This window comes from Candidatus Bipolaricaulota bacterium (assembly GCA_021159055.1).
Lineage (GTDB): Bacteria > Bipolaricaulota > Bipolaricaulia > UBA7950 > UBA9294 > S016-54.
Genome location: JAGGSO010000112.1, coordinates 1 through 14648, shown reverse-complemented (window position 1 = coordinate 14648; position 14648 = coordinate 1). Strand labels below are relative to the sequence as shown.

Annotated in this window: 18 protein-coding genes; 10 read left to right on the top strand and 8 right to left on the bottom strand. The window is 62.8% G+C overall.

What is annotated here, in order from left to right:
* The 5 genes from J7J55_05895 to proC all read right to left on the bottom strand — a co-directional run.
* Positions 1-474: ATP-binding cassette domain-containing protein (locus tag J7J55_05895; protein MCD6142232.1), on the bottom strand; the 474-nt coding region annotated here is incomplete at its 3' end.
* The gene (locus J7J55_05890) at positions 455-1228 is read right to left on the bottom strand and encodes an ABC transporter ATP-binding protein (protein ID MCD6142231.1); all 774 of its coding nucleotides are present in this window, start codon (positions 1226-1228) and stop codon (positions 455-457) included. The genes J7J55_05895 and J7J55_05890, both read right to left, overlap by 20 nt.
* A 393-nt stretch (positions 1229-1621) precedes the next feature.
* Positions 1622-2350, bottom strand: a complete 729-nt coding sequence (locus J7J55_05885; GenBank protein ID MCD6142230.1) for a PKD domain-containing protein — start codon at positions 2348-2350, stop codon at positions 1622-1624.
* Between the two features lie 279 nt (positions 2351-2629).
* Entirely contained in the window at positions 2630-3193 is a 564-nt protein-coding gene (locus tag J7J55_05880; protein MCD6142229.1) for an O-acetyl-ADP-ribose deacetylase, read from the bottom strand.
* Positions 3186-4016: a pyrroline-5-carboxylate reductase gene (proC, locus tag J7J55_05875; GenBank protein MCD6142228.1), complete on the bottom strand. Its 831-nt coding sequence runs from the start codon at positions 4014-4016 to the stop codon at positions 3186-3188. The genes J7J55_05880 and proC overlap by 8 nt, the downstream gene beginning before the upstream one ends.
* Positions 4017-4105: 89 nt before the next feature.
* Between proC and ribF the strand changes: the two genes are divergently transcribed.
* The 4 genes from ribF to J7J55_05855 are packed head-to-tail and all read left to right on the top strand — an operon-like array spanning position 4106 to position 7583.
* Complete coding sequence (gene ribF / locus J7J55_05870; GenBank protein MCD6142227.1) at positions 4106-5041, top strand: riboflavin biosynthesis protein RibF; 936 nt, start codon at positions 4106-4108, stop codon at positions 5039-5041.
* A gap of 34 nt (positions 5042-5075) precedes the next feature.
* Entirely contained in the window at positions 5076-5669 is a 594-nt protein-coding gene (locus J7J55_05865; protein ID MCD6142226.1) for a hypothetical protein, read from the top strand.
* On the top strand, positions 5669-6361 hold the full coding sequence (locus tag J7J55_05860; protein MCD6142225.1) for an ABC transporter ATP-binding protein: 693 nt from the start codon (positions 5669-5671) through the stop codon (positions 6359-6361). Before J7J55_05865 ends, J7J55_05860 begins: the two co-directional genes overlap by 1 nt.
* Positions 6354-7583: an ABC transporter permease gene (locus J7J55_05855; protein MCD6142224.1), complete on the top strand. Its 1230-nt coding sequence runs from the start codon at positions 6354-6356 to the stop codon at positions 7581-7583. The genes J7J55_05860 and J7J55_05855 overlap by 8 nt, the downstream gene beginning before the upstream one ends.
* On the opposite strand, the gene J7J55_05850 is transcribed toward J7J55_05855, so the two are convergent.
* The 3 genes from J7J55_05850 to prmC are packed head-to-tail and all read right to left on the bottom strand — an operon-like array spanning position 7574 to position 9926.
* A complete protein-coding gene (locus tag J7J55_05850) occupies positions 7574-8407 on the bottom strand; it encodes a hypothetical protein (GenBank protein ID MCD6142223.1) in 834 nt (277 codons plus the stop codon). The two genes, J7J55_05855 and J7J55_05850, sit on opposite strands and share 10 nt — an antisense overlap.
* Positions 8404-9066 carry an ATP-binding cassette domain-containing protein gene (locus J7J55_05845; protein ID MCD6142222.1) on the bottom strand — a complete coding sequence of 221 codons (663 nt, stop codon included), beginning with the start codon at positions 9064-9066 and terminating at the stop codon, positions 8404-8406. The genes J7J55_05850 and J7J55_05845 overlap by 4 nt, the downstream gene beginning before the upstream one ends.
* Positions 9057-9926, bottom strand: a complete 870-nt coding sequence (gene prmC, locus J7J55_05840) for a peptide chain release factor N(5)-glutamine methyltransferase (GenBank protein ID MCD6142221.1) — start codon at positions 9924-9926, stop codon at positions 9057-9059. Before prmC ends, J7J55_05845 begins: the two co-directional genes overlap by 10 nt.
* Positions 9927-10056: 130 nt before the next feature.
* On the opposite strand from prmC, the gene J7J55_05835 reads away from it, so the two are divergent.
* From J7J55_05835 to J7J55_05810, 6 genes are all read left to right on the top strand, one after another.
* Complete coding sequence (locus J7J55_05835; protein MCD6142220.1) at positions 10057-11115, top strand: TRAM domain-containing protein; 1059 nt, start codon at positions 10057-10059, stop codon at positions 11113-11115.
* Positions 11116-11131: 16 nt separating this feature from the next.
* Positions 11132-11623, top strand: coding sequence for a PD40 domain-containing protein (locus tag J7J55_05830; protein ID MCD6142219.1), 492 nt, complete (start codon positions 11132-11134; stop codon positions 11621-11623).
* A complete protein-coding gene (gene ispD, locus J7J55_05825; protein ID MCD6142218.1) occupies positions 11624-12313 on the top strand; it encodes a 2-C-methyl-D-erythritol 4-phosphate cytidylyltransferase in 690 nt (229 codons plus the stop codon).
* Positions 12314-12349: 36 nt separating this feature from the next.
* Positions 12350-13030 carry a hypothetical protein gene (locus tag J7J55_05820; protein MCD6142217.1) on the top strand — a complete coding sequence of 227 codons (681 nt, stop codon included), beginning with the start codon at positions 12350-12352 and terminating at the stop codon, positions 13028-13030.
* A complete protein-coding gene (locus J7J55_05815) occupies positions 13020-13418 on the top strand; it encodes a hypothetical protein (GenBank protein ID MCD6142216.1) in 399 nt (132 codons plus the stop codon). The genes J7J55_05820 and J7J55_05815 overlap by 11 nt, the downstream gene beginning before the upstream one ends.
* A gap of 163 nt (positions 13419-13581) precedes the next feature.
* A partial coding sequence (locus J7J55_05810; GenBank protein ID MCD6142215.1) for a preprotein translocase subunit SecA occupies positions 13582-14648 on the top strand: 1067 nt, incomplete at its 3' end.

Below are 14648 nucleotides of genomic sequence, written 5' to 3'. Positions count from 1 at the left end.
GAGCATGAGAAGCCGCGGATCGAGCATCAACGCTCGCCCCATCGCCACCATCTGTCGCTCTCCCCCGCTCATCTTCCCCACCCGTTGATTCCGCCGTCGCCGCAGGGGGGGAAACAGGGAATAGATCTCCTCGATCCGATCGGAGAAATCGTCGGTGCGGATGAACGCCCCCATCTCCAGGTTCTCCTGCACGGTAAGGGAAGGGAATACGTTCTCCACCTGGGGGACGTAAGCCATCCCGAGTCGGACGATCTTATCCGGCGGCATCCCGGTGATGTCGCGTTCGCCGAACTCGATCCGCCCGGCGGTCGGGGTGAGGAGGCCGAAGATCGTCTTCATCAAGGTTGATTTTCCTGCCCCGTTTGGGCCGATGATGGTGACGATCTCTTGGGAATCGACCTCGATCGAGACGTCGTGGAGGACTTCCATGTCCCCGTAGCCGCTCGTCACCCCCTCAACCTTCAACAGCGACATACTGCCCTCCGAGATAGGCCTCGAGGACCTCGGGGTCCCGTTGCACCTCGGTCGGGGTCCCCTCCGTCAGTTTTCGCCCTTCACTCATCACGATCACCGGGTCGCACAGCCGCATCACGAAGTCCATATCATGTTCGATCAGCAGGAAGGTCGTCCCCAGCTCCTCGCTCACCCGCTCGATCGAGGCGGCGATCGACTTGAGCAGGGTGCGGTTCACCCCGGCCCCGGGTTCGTCGAGCATCACGAGCTGCGGCTCGCTCATCAGCGCCTTTCCGAGCTCGAGGAGCTTCTTCTGCCCTCCGGACAGGCTCCCGGCCGGGTCGTCAGCGTGCTTGTCGAGCCCGAGAAACTCGAGCACTCCCATCGCCCGCACCCGGATCAGTCCCTCCTGTCGCGCCACCCCAGCCGGACGGAGGAACGGATAGAGGATCCGCTCCCCGAGCTGCCCCCACGGGACGAGCATCAGGTTTTCCAGGACCGTCATCTCCTTGAACTCGCGCGGGATCTGAAACGTACGTGCGATGCCCCTGCGGAATACTTGATAGGGAGGAAGGCCGGTGATGTCATCGCCCTTGAACCTGACCCGCCCCTTGTCCGGGCGGAGGAAACCGGTAAGGAGGTTGAACACTGTTGTCTTACCGGCTCCATTCGGCCCGATCAAGCCGGTGATCGTTCCGCCGCGGACGGTGAACGAGCAACCGTCCACCGCCCGCAGCCCACCAAACCACTTCGAGAGGTTTTCAACTTCTAGCATCGTTACCACCTCACAATAAAAAAACCGCAAGCCTTTCGGCTTTCGGTTTCACCGGGTCGAGTAAACACCAACTCGGTGTATTACTCGGCCCAAATCGTCATAAAGTAACCGAATAAATTGCTGCTAGACCCACTCACCTCCAGGTTAGAGATATACGTCATTCCTGCTCCTCCTGTTCTGCCAGGAAGCATCCTAGCAGAGAAACACGCGATTGTCAAGGGGGGCGTCTTGGTGCGCCAGGAGATGGGACTTGGCCGGGAAAGATGTGGTCGTGACGAGTGATCTTCACCCGAGTGTTGAAGAGCAAATACCCAGGTAGTGACTTCCCGCAGTAACGCGCGTCAGGATATCCTTATCGACTCCGATCAACGGGTTTTAGTAAAACGGATGCTTTTATCCAGCTGAAGGAGGATAGCACCACAACGGGATAGCACGAAGCGTACCTGTCCAGCCGCCGATCACGGTTGTGAACGTATACGCCCCGTTCGGAGCGAGCGGGGTTTCCAATGTTACATCGGCTCCCCGCGCCGTCCCTCCGTTGTCATCGAGCAATGCGACCGCGATTCGCTTCAGCGCCTGGTTGCTCTGATTATGCACGGCGATTGTGACGTTGAACTGCCCATCTTGGCGGGGAGTCGTCGTCACGCTGTCGATCTTCAGCCATCCGGGACCGATGGTGATTGTCTTCTGTGCCGTGTCCGTCGCATTGCCGTAGGTCTCCGGCTCGCGTACGGTTAGGGTCACAGTGTAGGTCCCCTCCTCGTAGTAGAGATGTCGGGTGGTGTAATCGTTCCACTCGAACCCGCGGGTACCACCATCGCTGAAGTCCCACGCCACTTCTTGAATTCCCCGCCTGATCGGGTCGCCGAACTTATCGAGTGAGTCAAGAGCGCTGAACACGTAGGATATCGGTGGGCGGTGGTCCGGATTGTCACCCCTGTCCACCATCTGATCAGCAATTCGGGCGGTTATCACCGCTGTGGGCGCGTCACCTGTTCCGCCGCTGGGCGGGGTCCCGCCGAAGAGCTGGTCGAGAAGGTCACACCCGGTGAGCGTAACCACGCCGAGGGCAGCGACAAGTAGTATTGCTTTAACCATCCATGTTGAACTGATGTTGCGCATCTGACCTCCGGTTGAATGAGCATTGTGTTATTACGACACTTAAGCCCCCGGAAGATCACTATGGCAACATATCACGCGAGAGCCGATCGTAACGACCGAGTCTCATTCTACCCGCTGCGCCGGTTAGAATCCAACCAACGATAAATCAGGGCAGGTCACGTTAAGCTAGAAACCATCTAACTGTTGGGTTGCAAGACCAACCCTACTTTTTCTTTTGGGCGAGGCCGGTGCGGAGGAGATGGGGAAGCGAATTTCTGGCTCATTACAAGATGCACTTCCTCAGTGAGCATTCCCGCAGATGGCCTCCACCGCCTTTTGGAACGCTGCGAAGGCGGCATCGGTGAAGCAGACGAGTTGAACCAACTTGAGCGGGGAGCCGGGCCGCAGGTGCTCGACGATCGCCCTGACCGCAACGGCGGCCGCTTTCTCAACGGGGTAGCCGTACACACCGGTACTGATCGCCGGAAACGATACGCTCTCCAATCCCAGCTTCTCGGCAAGGAGGAGGGACTCCCGGTACGCGCTTGCCAACACCGGAGCTGAAACCTCATCGTTCCGGTAGATCGGCCCTACCGTGTGGATGACGTACTTTGCCGGGAGGTTTCCCGCATGGGTCCACATCGCCTTCCCGGGCGGGAGCTTCCCGTGCTTCCGCACGTATTCCCGGCACTCATCATCGATCACCGGTCCGGCGGCGCGGTGGATCGCCCCGTCGACCCCGCCACCACCGCGCAGCCCGGAGTTCGCCGCGTTGACGATCGCATCGGTCGCCTGTTCAGTGATGTCCCCTTGGAGGACGACGAGGTCGGTATTCCCGATCCTCCGCTTCACTGGCTCAGGCATCATCCCCTCCGTTGTTCCGGTATAGGTTCGTCGCCTTCTCCGCCGAGGTGACGATCCCGCGGATCATCGCCGAACTGAATCCGTGATGCTCCATCTCGTTCAACCCCTCGATCGTGATCCCTTGTGGAGTGGTAACCTCATCGATCTTCATCTCCGGGTGGGCATTACCGGCGAGGAGGAGCTCCGCCGCTCCCTTGGCGGTCTGAGCGGCCAGTCGGATCGCTTCACCAGCATGGAATCCGACCTGTACTCCTCCCTGGGAAGCGGCGCGAATGGCGCGGAGGAAGAACGCAATCCCGCAGGCGCACAGAGCAGTCGCCGGGGTCATCTGCTCCTCAGCGATGAACACCGTCTCCCCGAGCCCGTCGAACAGGTCCTTGACCAGGGCCGCCGCAGCCGCCGGTACGTCCGGGTCATGAGCGAGGCAGGTCATCGACTCGCGCACCGACACCGCGATGTTCGGCATCGCCCGGATCACCGGGATCTTCCCTCCGAGCTTGTCCTTTATCTTAGCGAGGGGGGCGTTGGAGACGGTGGAAACTACGACCTGCTCCGGTTCAAGGACCGGGCGGAGTTCCTCGAGGACGGCGTTCAGCTGATGCGGGCGGACGGTCACAAACACGACCCCAGCGCCGCGCGCCGCTGCCGCATTGTCGCCGCTGACCTCGAACCCCTCAGCCCGTAATCCGTCGAGCAGGCGGACGGTGCGGCGGGTTACCGCGATCCGGGCCGGGGGGAGCTTCCCTGCCGCCACAAGCCCCCTAGCGATCGCTGTCCCCAGGTTTCCCCCGCCGATGATTGCGACTTTCTCCACTTCGTTCATGATAAACCTCCTCGAATTTGACCGGGAGAATTTAGCGCCTTCTCCGCGCGGAGGCAAGGGAGGCGGCTTGTGGGTAAAATCCAGTGGAGATGAATGCGACAGTGGTTACAGTGGGGACGTTCGATGGGGTTCACCGCGGCCACCAGGCGATCCTCGCCGAAGTGGCGCGGATCGCGCGCGAGGATGGGCTGGATGGGGTCGCGTACGCATTCCCGTTTCCACCCCGGTTTGGGGACTCCGGCCCCCACCTCATTCTGCCCCGGGGGGTGAAGGAACAGCTCTTGCGGAAGTACGTGGAGCGCATCGTCCCGGGAGAGTTTTCCCGGGTGCGCGCCCTTTCCCCGCGCGAGTTTGCAGAACGCATCCTCGTTGAAAGGCTGAAGGTGCAGGCGGTAGTGATCGGAGAGGGATTCCGGTTCGGACGGGGAAGGGAAGGAGACCCGACCCTGCTCGCTGCCTTGGGGCGGGAATACGGGTTCGCGGTCATCACCGTCCCACCGGTGATCATCGCCGGGGCCCCGGTGAGCAGCACCCGCATCCGCACCCTGATCCGGGCGGGGGAGGTGAAGGAGGCCGGAAGGCTCCTCGGCCGCCCCCCGCTCCTGACCGGGCGGGTGGTTCCCGGTGATCGGATCGGGACGAAGATCGGGTATCCCACCGCCAACATATCCCCTCAGCCTGAGCTCGTTCGGCCGCAAGCCGGGATCTATCTGGCATACGCCTTCTGGGAGGAAGGAGAGGGACCGGGCCTTCTCTACATCGGGGACCGGCCGACGCTGGCCGGGGACGAACTTCGATTCGAGCTTCATCTTTTGTCCCCCCCCGACCGCGATCTCACCGGTATGACGATCGAGGTGCGCCCCCTTGCCCGATTGCGCGACGACCGCAAGTTCCCATCGATCACCGCCCTGCGGCGGCAGATCTCCGCCGACATCGCCACTGCCACCTCCGCCCTCTCCTCCTATCCGAAGCCAGCATCGCTTCTGTTCCCGCTTGATTCGGGCACGCCGGTCAACTACCCTTAGCCGTGCACTTATGCGGACCCAAGGAGGTATCACTGTGACGAGATGCAAGGTAGCGTTACTCGCTGTTTCGGTTGTCATTCTCGCTTTTGGAGCGGCGTACGGGCAGAACGAGCTCTCCGACTTTCCAGTTGGAACAACGGAGATGACCTATCGGATAACGACGGCCGACCTGCCTGATCCCCAGACCCTGGAGCTCACCGTCACCGGGCTCCCCGACGGGCGGTACCGGGTGCGGATGACCGCCGAATCGACCGGCACCCCGGATCAACTCAGCCTGTTCGGCTTCATGTTCGGGATGACCACCGTTCGCTCCGGCGGGACGGACATCGACTTCGGCCCGATCTCCGCCCTCCTCTCCCACCGCGACGTGTTGGCGGTCGGGGAGGATTACGTCCTCCCCGGAGGTGGGAGCTTCCACGCCACCGCGGAACAAGATATCGCCGGGATCCCGTGTCTGATCGGTACCTACACCGATCCGGACCACCCGGATACCAGGACCACCCTCGCCTTCTCGCGCGAAAAGCCGGTCTTCATCGCGCCCCTCATCAAGGTGGAGGAGCGCCATGGCTCCGGCTGGGAGGTCACCTTTCTCCTCGAGCTCACCTCCTACTCCGTCACGGAGGGATGATGGAGGAAGAGGTCCTGCGGCTGGAGGGGGTCACCCGCAACTACCGATTAGGCAAGACGATCGTCCGTGCCCTACGCGGGATCGACCTCGTGGTCCGCAAGGAGGAGATCCTCGGGGTGATGGGGCCGTCCGGCTCCGGGAAATCGACCCTGCTTCACATCCTCGGAGCGCTCGACACCCCGGACTCCGGACGGGCTCTTATCGACGGGACGGACATTACCACCCTGCCGGAGCGGGAGCTGACCCGCCTGCGCGGGACCAGGATCGGGTTTGTGTTCCAGACGTTCAACCTCGTTGCAACCCTGACCGCGCAGATGAACGTCGAGCTCCCCATGATCTTTCAGCGGGTTCCGAGATCGGCGCGGGCGGCCCGGGCGCAAGGGCTGCTGGACCGGGTCGGGCTGAGTGATCGTGCGCACCACCGCCCGAACGAGCTTTCCGGGGGCGAGCGGCAGCGGGTGGCGATCGCCCGCGCATTGGCGAACGATCCGGGAATCATCCTCGCCGACGAGCCGACCGGGAACCTGGACTCGGAGAGCGGAGCGGTGATCCTGGACCTGTTACAGGAGCTCAGGCAGGAGGATGGAAAGACGGTGATCATCGTGACCCATGACCCAGAAGCAGCGGCAATCGCCGATCGGATCGTCAGGCTCAAGGACGGCCGCGTGATCGAGGAGGTGGCGAATGTTTAAGGACTTCTTCCTCCTCTCGGCGCGGGGGATAATGCACCGAAAGTTGCGCAGCTGGCTGACCGTGATCGGGGTATTCATCGGGATCACCGCTGTTGTCGCCCTGATCTCGATCGGGCTCGGACTGGAGCGAAGCATCACCCAGCAGGTGGAGAATGTGTTCGGGTACAACTCGTTCCTCATCGTGGGAAAGGAGGCGTTTCAGTCCCGCCGTGGCACAACCGAGGAGATCAGCGTTGACCTGGACGTGATCGAACAGGTGCCGGGAGTGACAGCGGTGGCGGCGGTCCGGTCCGAGTCGGGGTTCGTCAAGGGCCCTACCGTCGGCGGGAAGTCGGTGCAGGGGTTCCTCCCGGTGACCGGGCTCTCTCCCACGCTGGTCACCGAGTTCAAGTCATTCCTCGGGGACGTGAACTTCGAGCCCGGCGGGCGGTTCTTCACCCCCGGGGAGCGCGATGTCGTCATCCTCGGGAGCAAGGCCGCCTCCCAGCTGCATGCAACCCTCGGAACGACGGTGGAGATCGAGAACCATCCGTTCAGGGTGATCGGGATCTTCGCACCGTCGCACGATTCCGGGGGGTTCAGCTTTGGACTGGGCAAGAGCGGGAACGCGGATACGCTCTTCGTGCCGTTTGCGCAGATGGACGAGCTGTTCGGGAAGAGCGACAAGGTCCTCCTCACCCTGGTCAAGACGGCCAATGGGGCGGACGTCGACGAGGTGGCCGACCGGGTCAAGAACGCCCTCAGGGACGCCGGCGACAAGGATGTGTCCACTGTCACCTATTCCGACATCAATCGGCAGATCAGCACGGTGATGGGTTCGGTGAGCGGGTTTCTCGCCGGGATCGCCGGGATATCCCTCCTCGTCGGCGGGGTCGGGGTGATGAACACGATGTACACCGCCGTGCTCGAGCGGACACGGGAGATCGGGGTGATGAAGGCGATCGGCGCCCGGCGGGGACAGATCCTGATGATCTTCCTGATCGAATCCGGCCTGATGGGATTGGTCGGGGGGATCGTCGGGGTGATCTTCGGGCTCGGACTGAGCAGCGTCGTTGCAGCCGTGATCCGTGGCTATTTCAACGTCGAGATTCACACCGTGGCCAGCCCCCTTCTCATAATCTCGACCCTGGCGTTCTCGTTCCTGCTCGGAGCGTTCGCCGGTTGGATGCCGGCTCGCCGCGCGGCCAAACTCCCGGTAGTGGACGCCCTCCGTTACGAGTAGTCGGAGAATCGGGAGGAGAGAAGGCCCGCGCCGAGCCCGCCGCATAGCCCGCCCATGATGATCCCGAGGAGGAGACTGAGTAGCGCCGCGGTGAGGACCCGTCCCTGGTGGAGGAGGCCAGCCGCGGCCGCTGGGGCCGCACCGGAGAGGGCCGAGGCGTGTAGGGCATAAAGGACGACGATCAGGATCAAGCTGGCCACGACGCCGGCCGCGATCCCGAGCCAGACCACCGGCGCTTGTACCGACCAATCCGGGGTCCCGGAGAGGTGGAGGAGATTGAGCTCAGGGGAAAAATTGCGCAGGAGCTCCAAAAACGCGATCCGCCCCACGAGCAAGCTGGCAAGGCCGGTCACGAGGAGCCCGATAAGGAGGCCGATTCGTACCGGAGTTGAGAGGTGGATCTCCTCTCCGGTAGCTCCTCCCGCGTCTACCTCCGTCACCCCGGAGAGGGTTCGCAGTGCCTCGACCAGGGCGTTCACGTCCCCGGAATCAGTCGGTCGCACCAAAAACGCCCCCCCGGGCCGGTCGGGGGAGATCTCCGCGGCGAACACGTAGGTGACCGCAGCGACGTCATCGCGCGCAAGGATCCCGCGGTACAGCCCCTGCACCTCATCCACCGAAAGCTTGGGAGAAATGTAGCACGTCACGGCCTTGGCCGACGAGCTCACCCCGGTGGAGGAGCCGTCCGAGGTCCCGAGGACAAAGAAACAGGAGAAGATGGCGAGGAACGCGAACAAAAGTCCGATCATCCCCAGGATGAGTCCGGCGGCCTTCCCCCGCACTGCGCCGAGGAGCTCCCGGAAGATGAAGACCCCCGGGCTCATCCCCCCACCACCTTCCCGTCGATGAGGGAGATACGACGGTAGCCGGAGAGGGAAGCGGGGAGCGGGCCGCGGGTGGCGATGAGGGCCGTCAGTCCATGCGAGTGCAACTGGATGAGCAGGGAGGCGATCGCCTCAGTCCCTTCCTCATCCAGTCCGAGGAACGGTTCATCACACAGCAGGAGGAGCGGCTCGTTGCACAGGGCGATCGCCAGGCCGAGCCTGACCCGGTCGACCGGTTCCAGCTCATCCCCGGACTCGTTGAGCTTCGAGGTCAGCCCGACCTGATCGAGGGCGGCCAGGGCCTTTTCCTCGGCCTGCTCGCGGAAGTTCCCGAGGGCACGCAGCTTGAACGTCACGTTCTCGAGGACAGTCTTCGGCAGCGGGGTGAAATCCTGAGGGAGGAACCCGATCCTGCGCCGAAATTCCGCCGCCTTACGCCGCGTCAGCCGGGCCACGTTCCGCCCGCAGACGAGGAGCTGGCCCGATTGCGGTCGAATCCTGGCGGCGAGAAGCCCGAGAAGCACCGACTTTCCCGCCGCCTGCGGCCCGACGAGGAACGCCATCTCCCCTTGATCGACACGCAGGTGCACGTCCTCGAGGACCTTTATCCCCTCTTCGGTCGAGAAGTTCAGCTCCGAGACCTGGATCATCACGGACATCGCGCGATCACGAACCTCTCCTTTCCGGAAAGATCATGCTCCACCTTCGTTCCGGTAAATCCAGCGTCAGCGGCGAGGGCGCTCACCGCCTCTCCCTGTCCATCCCCGATCTCGAGAAGGATGTATCCATTGCGGCGCAGGTGCGCCCCGGCGGCGGCAATGATCCGGGAGATCTCCTCCACTCCTCCCTCCCCTCCGTCGAGGGCGATCTTCGGTTCGTGGGCCCGCACCTCCGGGGGGAGGGAAGGCATAGCCTCACGGGGTACGTAGGGTGGATTGGAGACGATCAGATCGAACTTCCCCTCCACCCGCTCGAACCAGTCGCTCTGCAGGAACTCGATCCGATCGGATACCCCATTTAGATCGGCGTTCTCCTTTGCAAGCTCCAGCGCTTCCGTCGAAACATCGACCGCGGTGACCGAAACGCGGGGGAGGTACTTGGCAAGACAGACCCCGATCACGCCTGAACCGGTCCCGAGGTCGAGGCAGGCGGTGTCCTGATCGCGGGGGAGGAGGCGCAGGGCCCGCATCACCATCTCCTCGGTCTCTGGGCGGGGGATGAGCGCTCCGGGTCGCACCCGGAACCTCAGCCCGAGAAACTGCACCTCTCCGATGAGGTACTGGAGAGGAGTTCCTTGCCTGCGCTTCTTGACGACCTCGCGGTACCGTGCCCGTTCTTCCGGTGATAACGGCCGATCGGGCGCAAGGTAAAGATGAAGGCGGTCGACCGAGAGCGTATGAGCAAGGAGAATCTCCGCTTCCAGGCGCGGTTGTACGATCCCGGCTTCTTTGAAATACGTCCGCGTCCAGTTCAGAACGTCACGTACGGTCCACGTAGCCCCCAGCGTCCTCCCCCCCATCACTTAAAGAACAGCCGATTTCTCCCTATAGAATAGCAGAATCTTGCCTTAAAGTCAAGCACTGTATATAATCAACGTTGAACGTAGTTTATGGGGAGACGTGCAACGCGGCTCCTCCGGAGGTGTTATTATGGTTGGCATGTTATTATTCGTGCTCGGGTTAGCGGCAGCGGGAGGAGCGGTGGCGGCGGCGCACGGGCTCATCCCCCCGCTCGGCGCGATCCCCCGTGTCGGGACTGGACTCATCTTCGGTACCCTCGCCGGCGGGATCATCGGAGCCGGAATCTGGTACGGTTGGAAGGGGATCGAGCGCGCCCTGAAATCGGACGGGGCGGTGACCCGGCTCATGAACGGACTCTTCCTCGGGGCGATCACCACCATGGCCGGTGGGGTGTTGATTGCAGCGATCGCACTCGCGTTCGGCGGCTCCGTCGGTGCCCACATCGCCCAAGGGTGCGTCCTCGCCGGCAGCCTGTTCCTCGGGGCGCGGATCGGGAGCGCGTTCGACCGTCCCCTGTATCCGGTGGGGAGCGCCAAGGCCCGTGCGGCACAGCGCCTGCACAAGAACGACTCCGCCGCCCGGAAGGTCCTGGACACGAGCGTGATCATCGACGGGCGAATCGGGGATCTCGTTCGCACCGGTTTTCTCGAGGGGGAATTGATCGTGCCCGAGTTCGTCCTTTCCGAGCTGCAGGGGATCGCCGATTCCGCCAACAGCCTGCGCCGGCGCAAAGGGAGACGCGGGTTGGAGGTGCTGCGCAGTTTGATGCAGGACGATACCGTCCGCATCCGCGTCATCTCCAAAGACTATCCCCACGTGCGGGAGGTGGACCGGAAGCTGATCCACTTGGTCAAGGATGATGGTGGAGCCCTTGTGACCACCGACTACAATCTGAATCGGGTCGCCCAGGTGGAAGGGGTGAAGATCCTCAACATCAACGAGCTTGCCAACGCGGTGAAGCCCCGGTTCATCCCCGGGGAGGAGATCACCGTCGAGGTGATCGACCGCGGTGAGGAGATCGGTCAGGGGGTCGGTTATCTCGACGATGGGACGATGGTCGTGGTGGAGAACGGCCGCCGCCACATCGGTCGCAAGATCAAGGCGATGGTCAAGAGCACCCTCCAGACGGAAGCAGGGAGGATGCTGTTTGTGGAGCCGGCGGGGGAGACCCCGAGATGGGAAAAATGAAAAAGGAGAATCGAGCGTGAAGAAGGGAATCATCATCGCAATCTTCCTCATCGGAGTCGGGATCATCCTCGGTGGTTGTTCGCTGTTCCAGAAAGGGCCGGCATTGACCAACTGGGAACCGGTCATGTCGCCGGACGGGACGAAGATCGCATTTGAGTCCCCTGGCGATAAGGGGTTCGAGATCTACCTGCGTGATGTCTCCACCGGTCAGGTGGAGCAGCTCACCAAGAACGAGGTGGACGATTGGTCGCCGAGCTGGTCCCCGGACGGGACAGCGATCGTCTTTATCTCCAACCGGGACAAGAACGTCGACCTGTACGTGATGGACCTGGCGACGAAGAACGTCACCCGCTTGACCACGAACGAGAAAGATGATGTCAACCCGCAGTGGGGGGTGGACGGAAGGATCCTGTTCAACTCCAACCGCACCGGCGCGTGGGAGATCTACTCGATCAATCCGGACGGGACCGACCTCAAGCAGCTAACCCAGACTGCAACGACGAAGTAGATGGTAAGCGCGGTAATCCTCGCCGCCGGCCGGGGGGAGCGGATGGGAGCGGATGGGAACAAGGTCTATCTCCCCCTCGCGGGGGCTCCAGTCCTCTCTTACTCGTTGACCGCGTTCGCGTGCGTCCCGGCGGTGCAGGAGATCGTGATCGTGGTGCGGGCTGGGGAAGAGACGACCGCAGCGCGGATCGCTGAAGGGCTTGGAATCAGCGCTCGGATCGTCACCGGAGGGGAGCGGCGGCAGGACTCGGCCCGGGCCGGTGTCGAGGCAGTGGACGGTGAGCTTGTGCTGATCCACGACGCTGCCCGCCCGTTCCCGAGCCCACGACTGATCACCCGGGTGGTCGAGTGCACCGCCCAGCACGGGGCGTGCGTTCCAGTCATCCCGACTACAGATACGATGCGCTACTCCGATCCGGACGGCTTCCTCCGTCCGGAGCAGGTGCCCCGTAGCGGCCTGATGCGGATGCAGACCCCACAGGGATTCCGCCGCGAGCTCATTGTCGCCGCGCTTGCAGGGACGCGGGAGACGGTGACCGACGACGCCGGTGCCGTCCTCGCGGCCGGGGGAAAGGTTGCCGTCGTCCCTGGGGAGGTGACGAACATCAAACTCACGACCGAAGCCGATCTCCGCCTCGGCGATGCTCTCCTCGGGGCCGGCCTCGTTGCCCACGGGAAGGATAATGGCTAGAATGGGATAAACTTTGTTCATGCAAGGAGGTTTTTCATGGTGAAGGGAAGGTACGTTGGAGCGGTGATCGGAGCAGTGTTGTTGATCGGTGTGGTCGCGTTCGCCGGCGGGGTGAGCGTTGCGCTCTACCCGGCGGGTGACTACACGGTCGGGTTGTTCACCAACACGACCGGAAGTAACGTCATCGGGCTGCACATCGAGTTCGATCAACCGGTGACGATCACGAACAAAGTAGAAGTGGGGGGATACCTCCCGGCAAGCGGGGAGCTCAGTGGGGACACGTTCGATTTCATCGGCGGCACCCTTGCCGCCTCGGGTACGATCGAGCTTGACTGGCAGCCGGCAGCGGCGAAGCCCGCCCTGATCCAATGGATCGGGGAGAGCGGTCCGGTCGGAACTCCGTACTTCACCACCCTCGATGCACTTGGCAAGCTCCTCGGAGAGGGGATCGTCCGGCTGCGCGAACAGCATCCCGACCAGCTTCAGCAGGCGTTCGCCAAGTTCTTCGCCGACAACGCCGACTACTTCGCGGCTTTGTCCGAGTCGCTCGGGATGCCGCTGCAGCAGTCGCTGATGCCGATCATCATGTCTGCGCCGGCGGAGGGGATCGCCAACTTCTTCAACACCCTTGTCGGGAGTCTGGGGGCGACGAACCTCGACCAGGTCCTGCACGGCGATGTCGACTTCACCGCGTTATTGCAAGCCCTTGGTCTGTAGGACGAAATCCGGGGGAGGGACGGGTTTCCTCCCCCGCATCCTGCAAGTCGGGGGTGGGATCACCGCCCTCGCCTCCGTCTCCGTGTTCGGACAGACGGAGGCACCGACCCCGGAATCGGCGCGCTCACTCGCCGATCAACTCCTCACGTTCATCTACAGCATCGGCCACCTGATCGGGGAGGGGATCGTCCGGCTCCTCACCACGATCCTGCCGGAGGAGGTCTCCATCCCAGCGGAGTTGATCGATCCCATCGGCCTCCTCGCCATCCTCACCATCTTCCTCGCCGTAGCCATGGTCGCCAAAAAACTCGCGTGGATCGTCGTCAGCGTCGGCTGGGCCCTGATCATCGTGCGGTTGATTCTCATCATCGTGCAGACCTACACATAAACTCCACATCCGGTCCGGTTCCGACGTTATCCCTTCTTCTGCAGCGGCGAGGCTTGTCCCCGGCGAATTGTCCTTAACTCCGCGTAGGTTCCCCGCCAATGCCCTATCTGGAAGATTTCACTTGCATAGTCGAGTTGAATGTCTATACTAACTGTGATTAGCCATGGCGATTGAGACAATCAAGCGCGGGATAGATTTCCTGTTCGGCCAGACGAACGCCCAGCAGATCAAGCGGCTGCGTCGGCTGGTTGAGGAGATCAACGCCCTGGAGAAGGACGTCTCTTCCCTGTCGGACGAGGCCCTGCGCCAAAAGGGGGAGGAATTCCGGACCCGGGCGGCGGAGGGCGTCCCGCGTGAGGAGCTCCGCCCCGAGGTGTTCGCCGTGGTGCGCGAGGTGGCAAAGCGCACGGTCGGGATGCGGCCGTTCGATGTCCAGCTCATGGGGGCGATCGTCCTCGACGAGCGCAAGATCGCCGAGATGCAGACCGGCGAAGGGAAGACCCTTGTCGCCACCCTTCCCGCTGTTTTGAACGCGCTCTACGGCAAGGTGCACGTCGTCACGGTGAACGACTACCTCGCCCGCCGCGACCGGGAATGGATGGGCCCGATCTACGAGTTCCTCGGGTTCAAGGTCGGTCTCCTCCAGGAGTCGATGGGGATCGAAGAGCGGAAGGCCGCGTACGCGGCCGACATCACCTACGGGACGAACAATCAGTTCGGGTTCGACTACCTGCGCGATCACATGGTGATCTCGGTCGATCAGAAGGTGCAGGGGCCGCTCGACTACGCGATCATCGACGAGATCGACAACATCCTGATCGACGAGGCGCGTACCCCGCTCATCATCTCCGGCTCGACCGAGGAGACCGTCGATAAGTACCGCAAGTTCGCGCGCCTCGCCCGCTCGTTCAAGAAGGATCAGGACTTCGAGATCGACGAGGAGGCGCGGCGGATCACCCTGACCGACGCCGGGATCGCCAAGGCGGAGAGGGCTCTCTCGATCGACAACCTGTACGCCCCCGACCAGACCGACACCCTGCATCACCTGGAGACGGCGCTCAAGGCACTCCACCTGTTCAAGAAGGAGCGCGACTACATCGTCAAGGACGGCCGGGTGATGATCGTCGATGAGTTCACCGGCCGGCTCATGCCCGACCGCCGCTACTCCGACGGCCTGCACCAGGCCTTGGAGGCAAAGGAGGGGATGACCGTCCAGCGCGAGTCGCAGAC

Coding starts and splice junctions, on each gene's coding strand:
- J7J55_05855 (MCD6142224.1), top strand. CDS start 6,354: ATGTTTAAGGACTTCTTCCTCCTCTCGGCGCGGGGGATAATGCACCGA.
- J7J55_05845 (MCD6142222.1), bottom strand. CDS start 9,066: ATGTCCGTGATGATCCAGGTCTCGGAGCTGAACTTCTCGACCGAAGAG.
- J7J55_05890 (MCD6142231.1), bottom strand. CDS start 1,228: ATGCTAGAAGTTGAAAACCTCTCGAAGTGGTTTGGTGGGCTGCGGGCG.
- J7J55_05835 (MCD6142220.1), top strand. CDS start 10,057: ATGGTTGGCATGTTATTATTCGTGCTCGGGTTAGCGGCAGCGGGAGGA.
- ribF (MCD6142227.1), top strand. CDS start 4,106: ATGAATGCGACAGTGGTTACAGTGGGGACGTTCGATGGGGTTCACCGC.
- J7J55_05850 (MCD6142223.1), bottom strand. CDS start 8,407: ATGAGCCCGGGGGTCTTCATCTTCCGGGAGCTCCTCGGCGCAGTGCGG.
- prmC (MCD6142221.1), bottom strand. CDS start 9,926: ATGGGGGGGAGGACGCTGGGGGCTACGTGGACCGTACGTGACGTTCTG.
- J7J55_05860 (MCD6142225.1), top strand. CDS start 5,669: ATGGAGGAAGAGGTCCTGCGGCTGGAGGGGGTCACCCGCAACTACCGA.
- J7J55_05880 (MCD6142229.1), bottom strand. CDS start 3,193: ATGCCTGAGCCAGTGAAGCGGAGGATCGGGAATACCGACCTCGTCGTC.
- proC (MCD6142228.1), bottom strand. CDS start 4,016: ATGAACGAAGTGGAGAAAGTCGCAATCATCGGCGGGGGAAACCTGGGG.
- J7J55_05820 (MCD6142217.1), top strand. CDS start 12,350: ATGGTGAAGGGAAGGTACGTTGGAGCGGTGATCGGAGCAGTGTTGTTG.
- J7J55_05885 (MCD6142230.1), bottom strand. CDS start 2,350: ATGCGCAACATCAGTTCAACATGGATGGTTAAAGCAATACTACTTGTC.
- ispD (MCD6142218.1), top strand. CDS start 11,624: ATGGTAAGCGCGGTAATCCTCGCCGCCGGCCGGGGGGAGCGGATGGGA.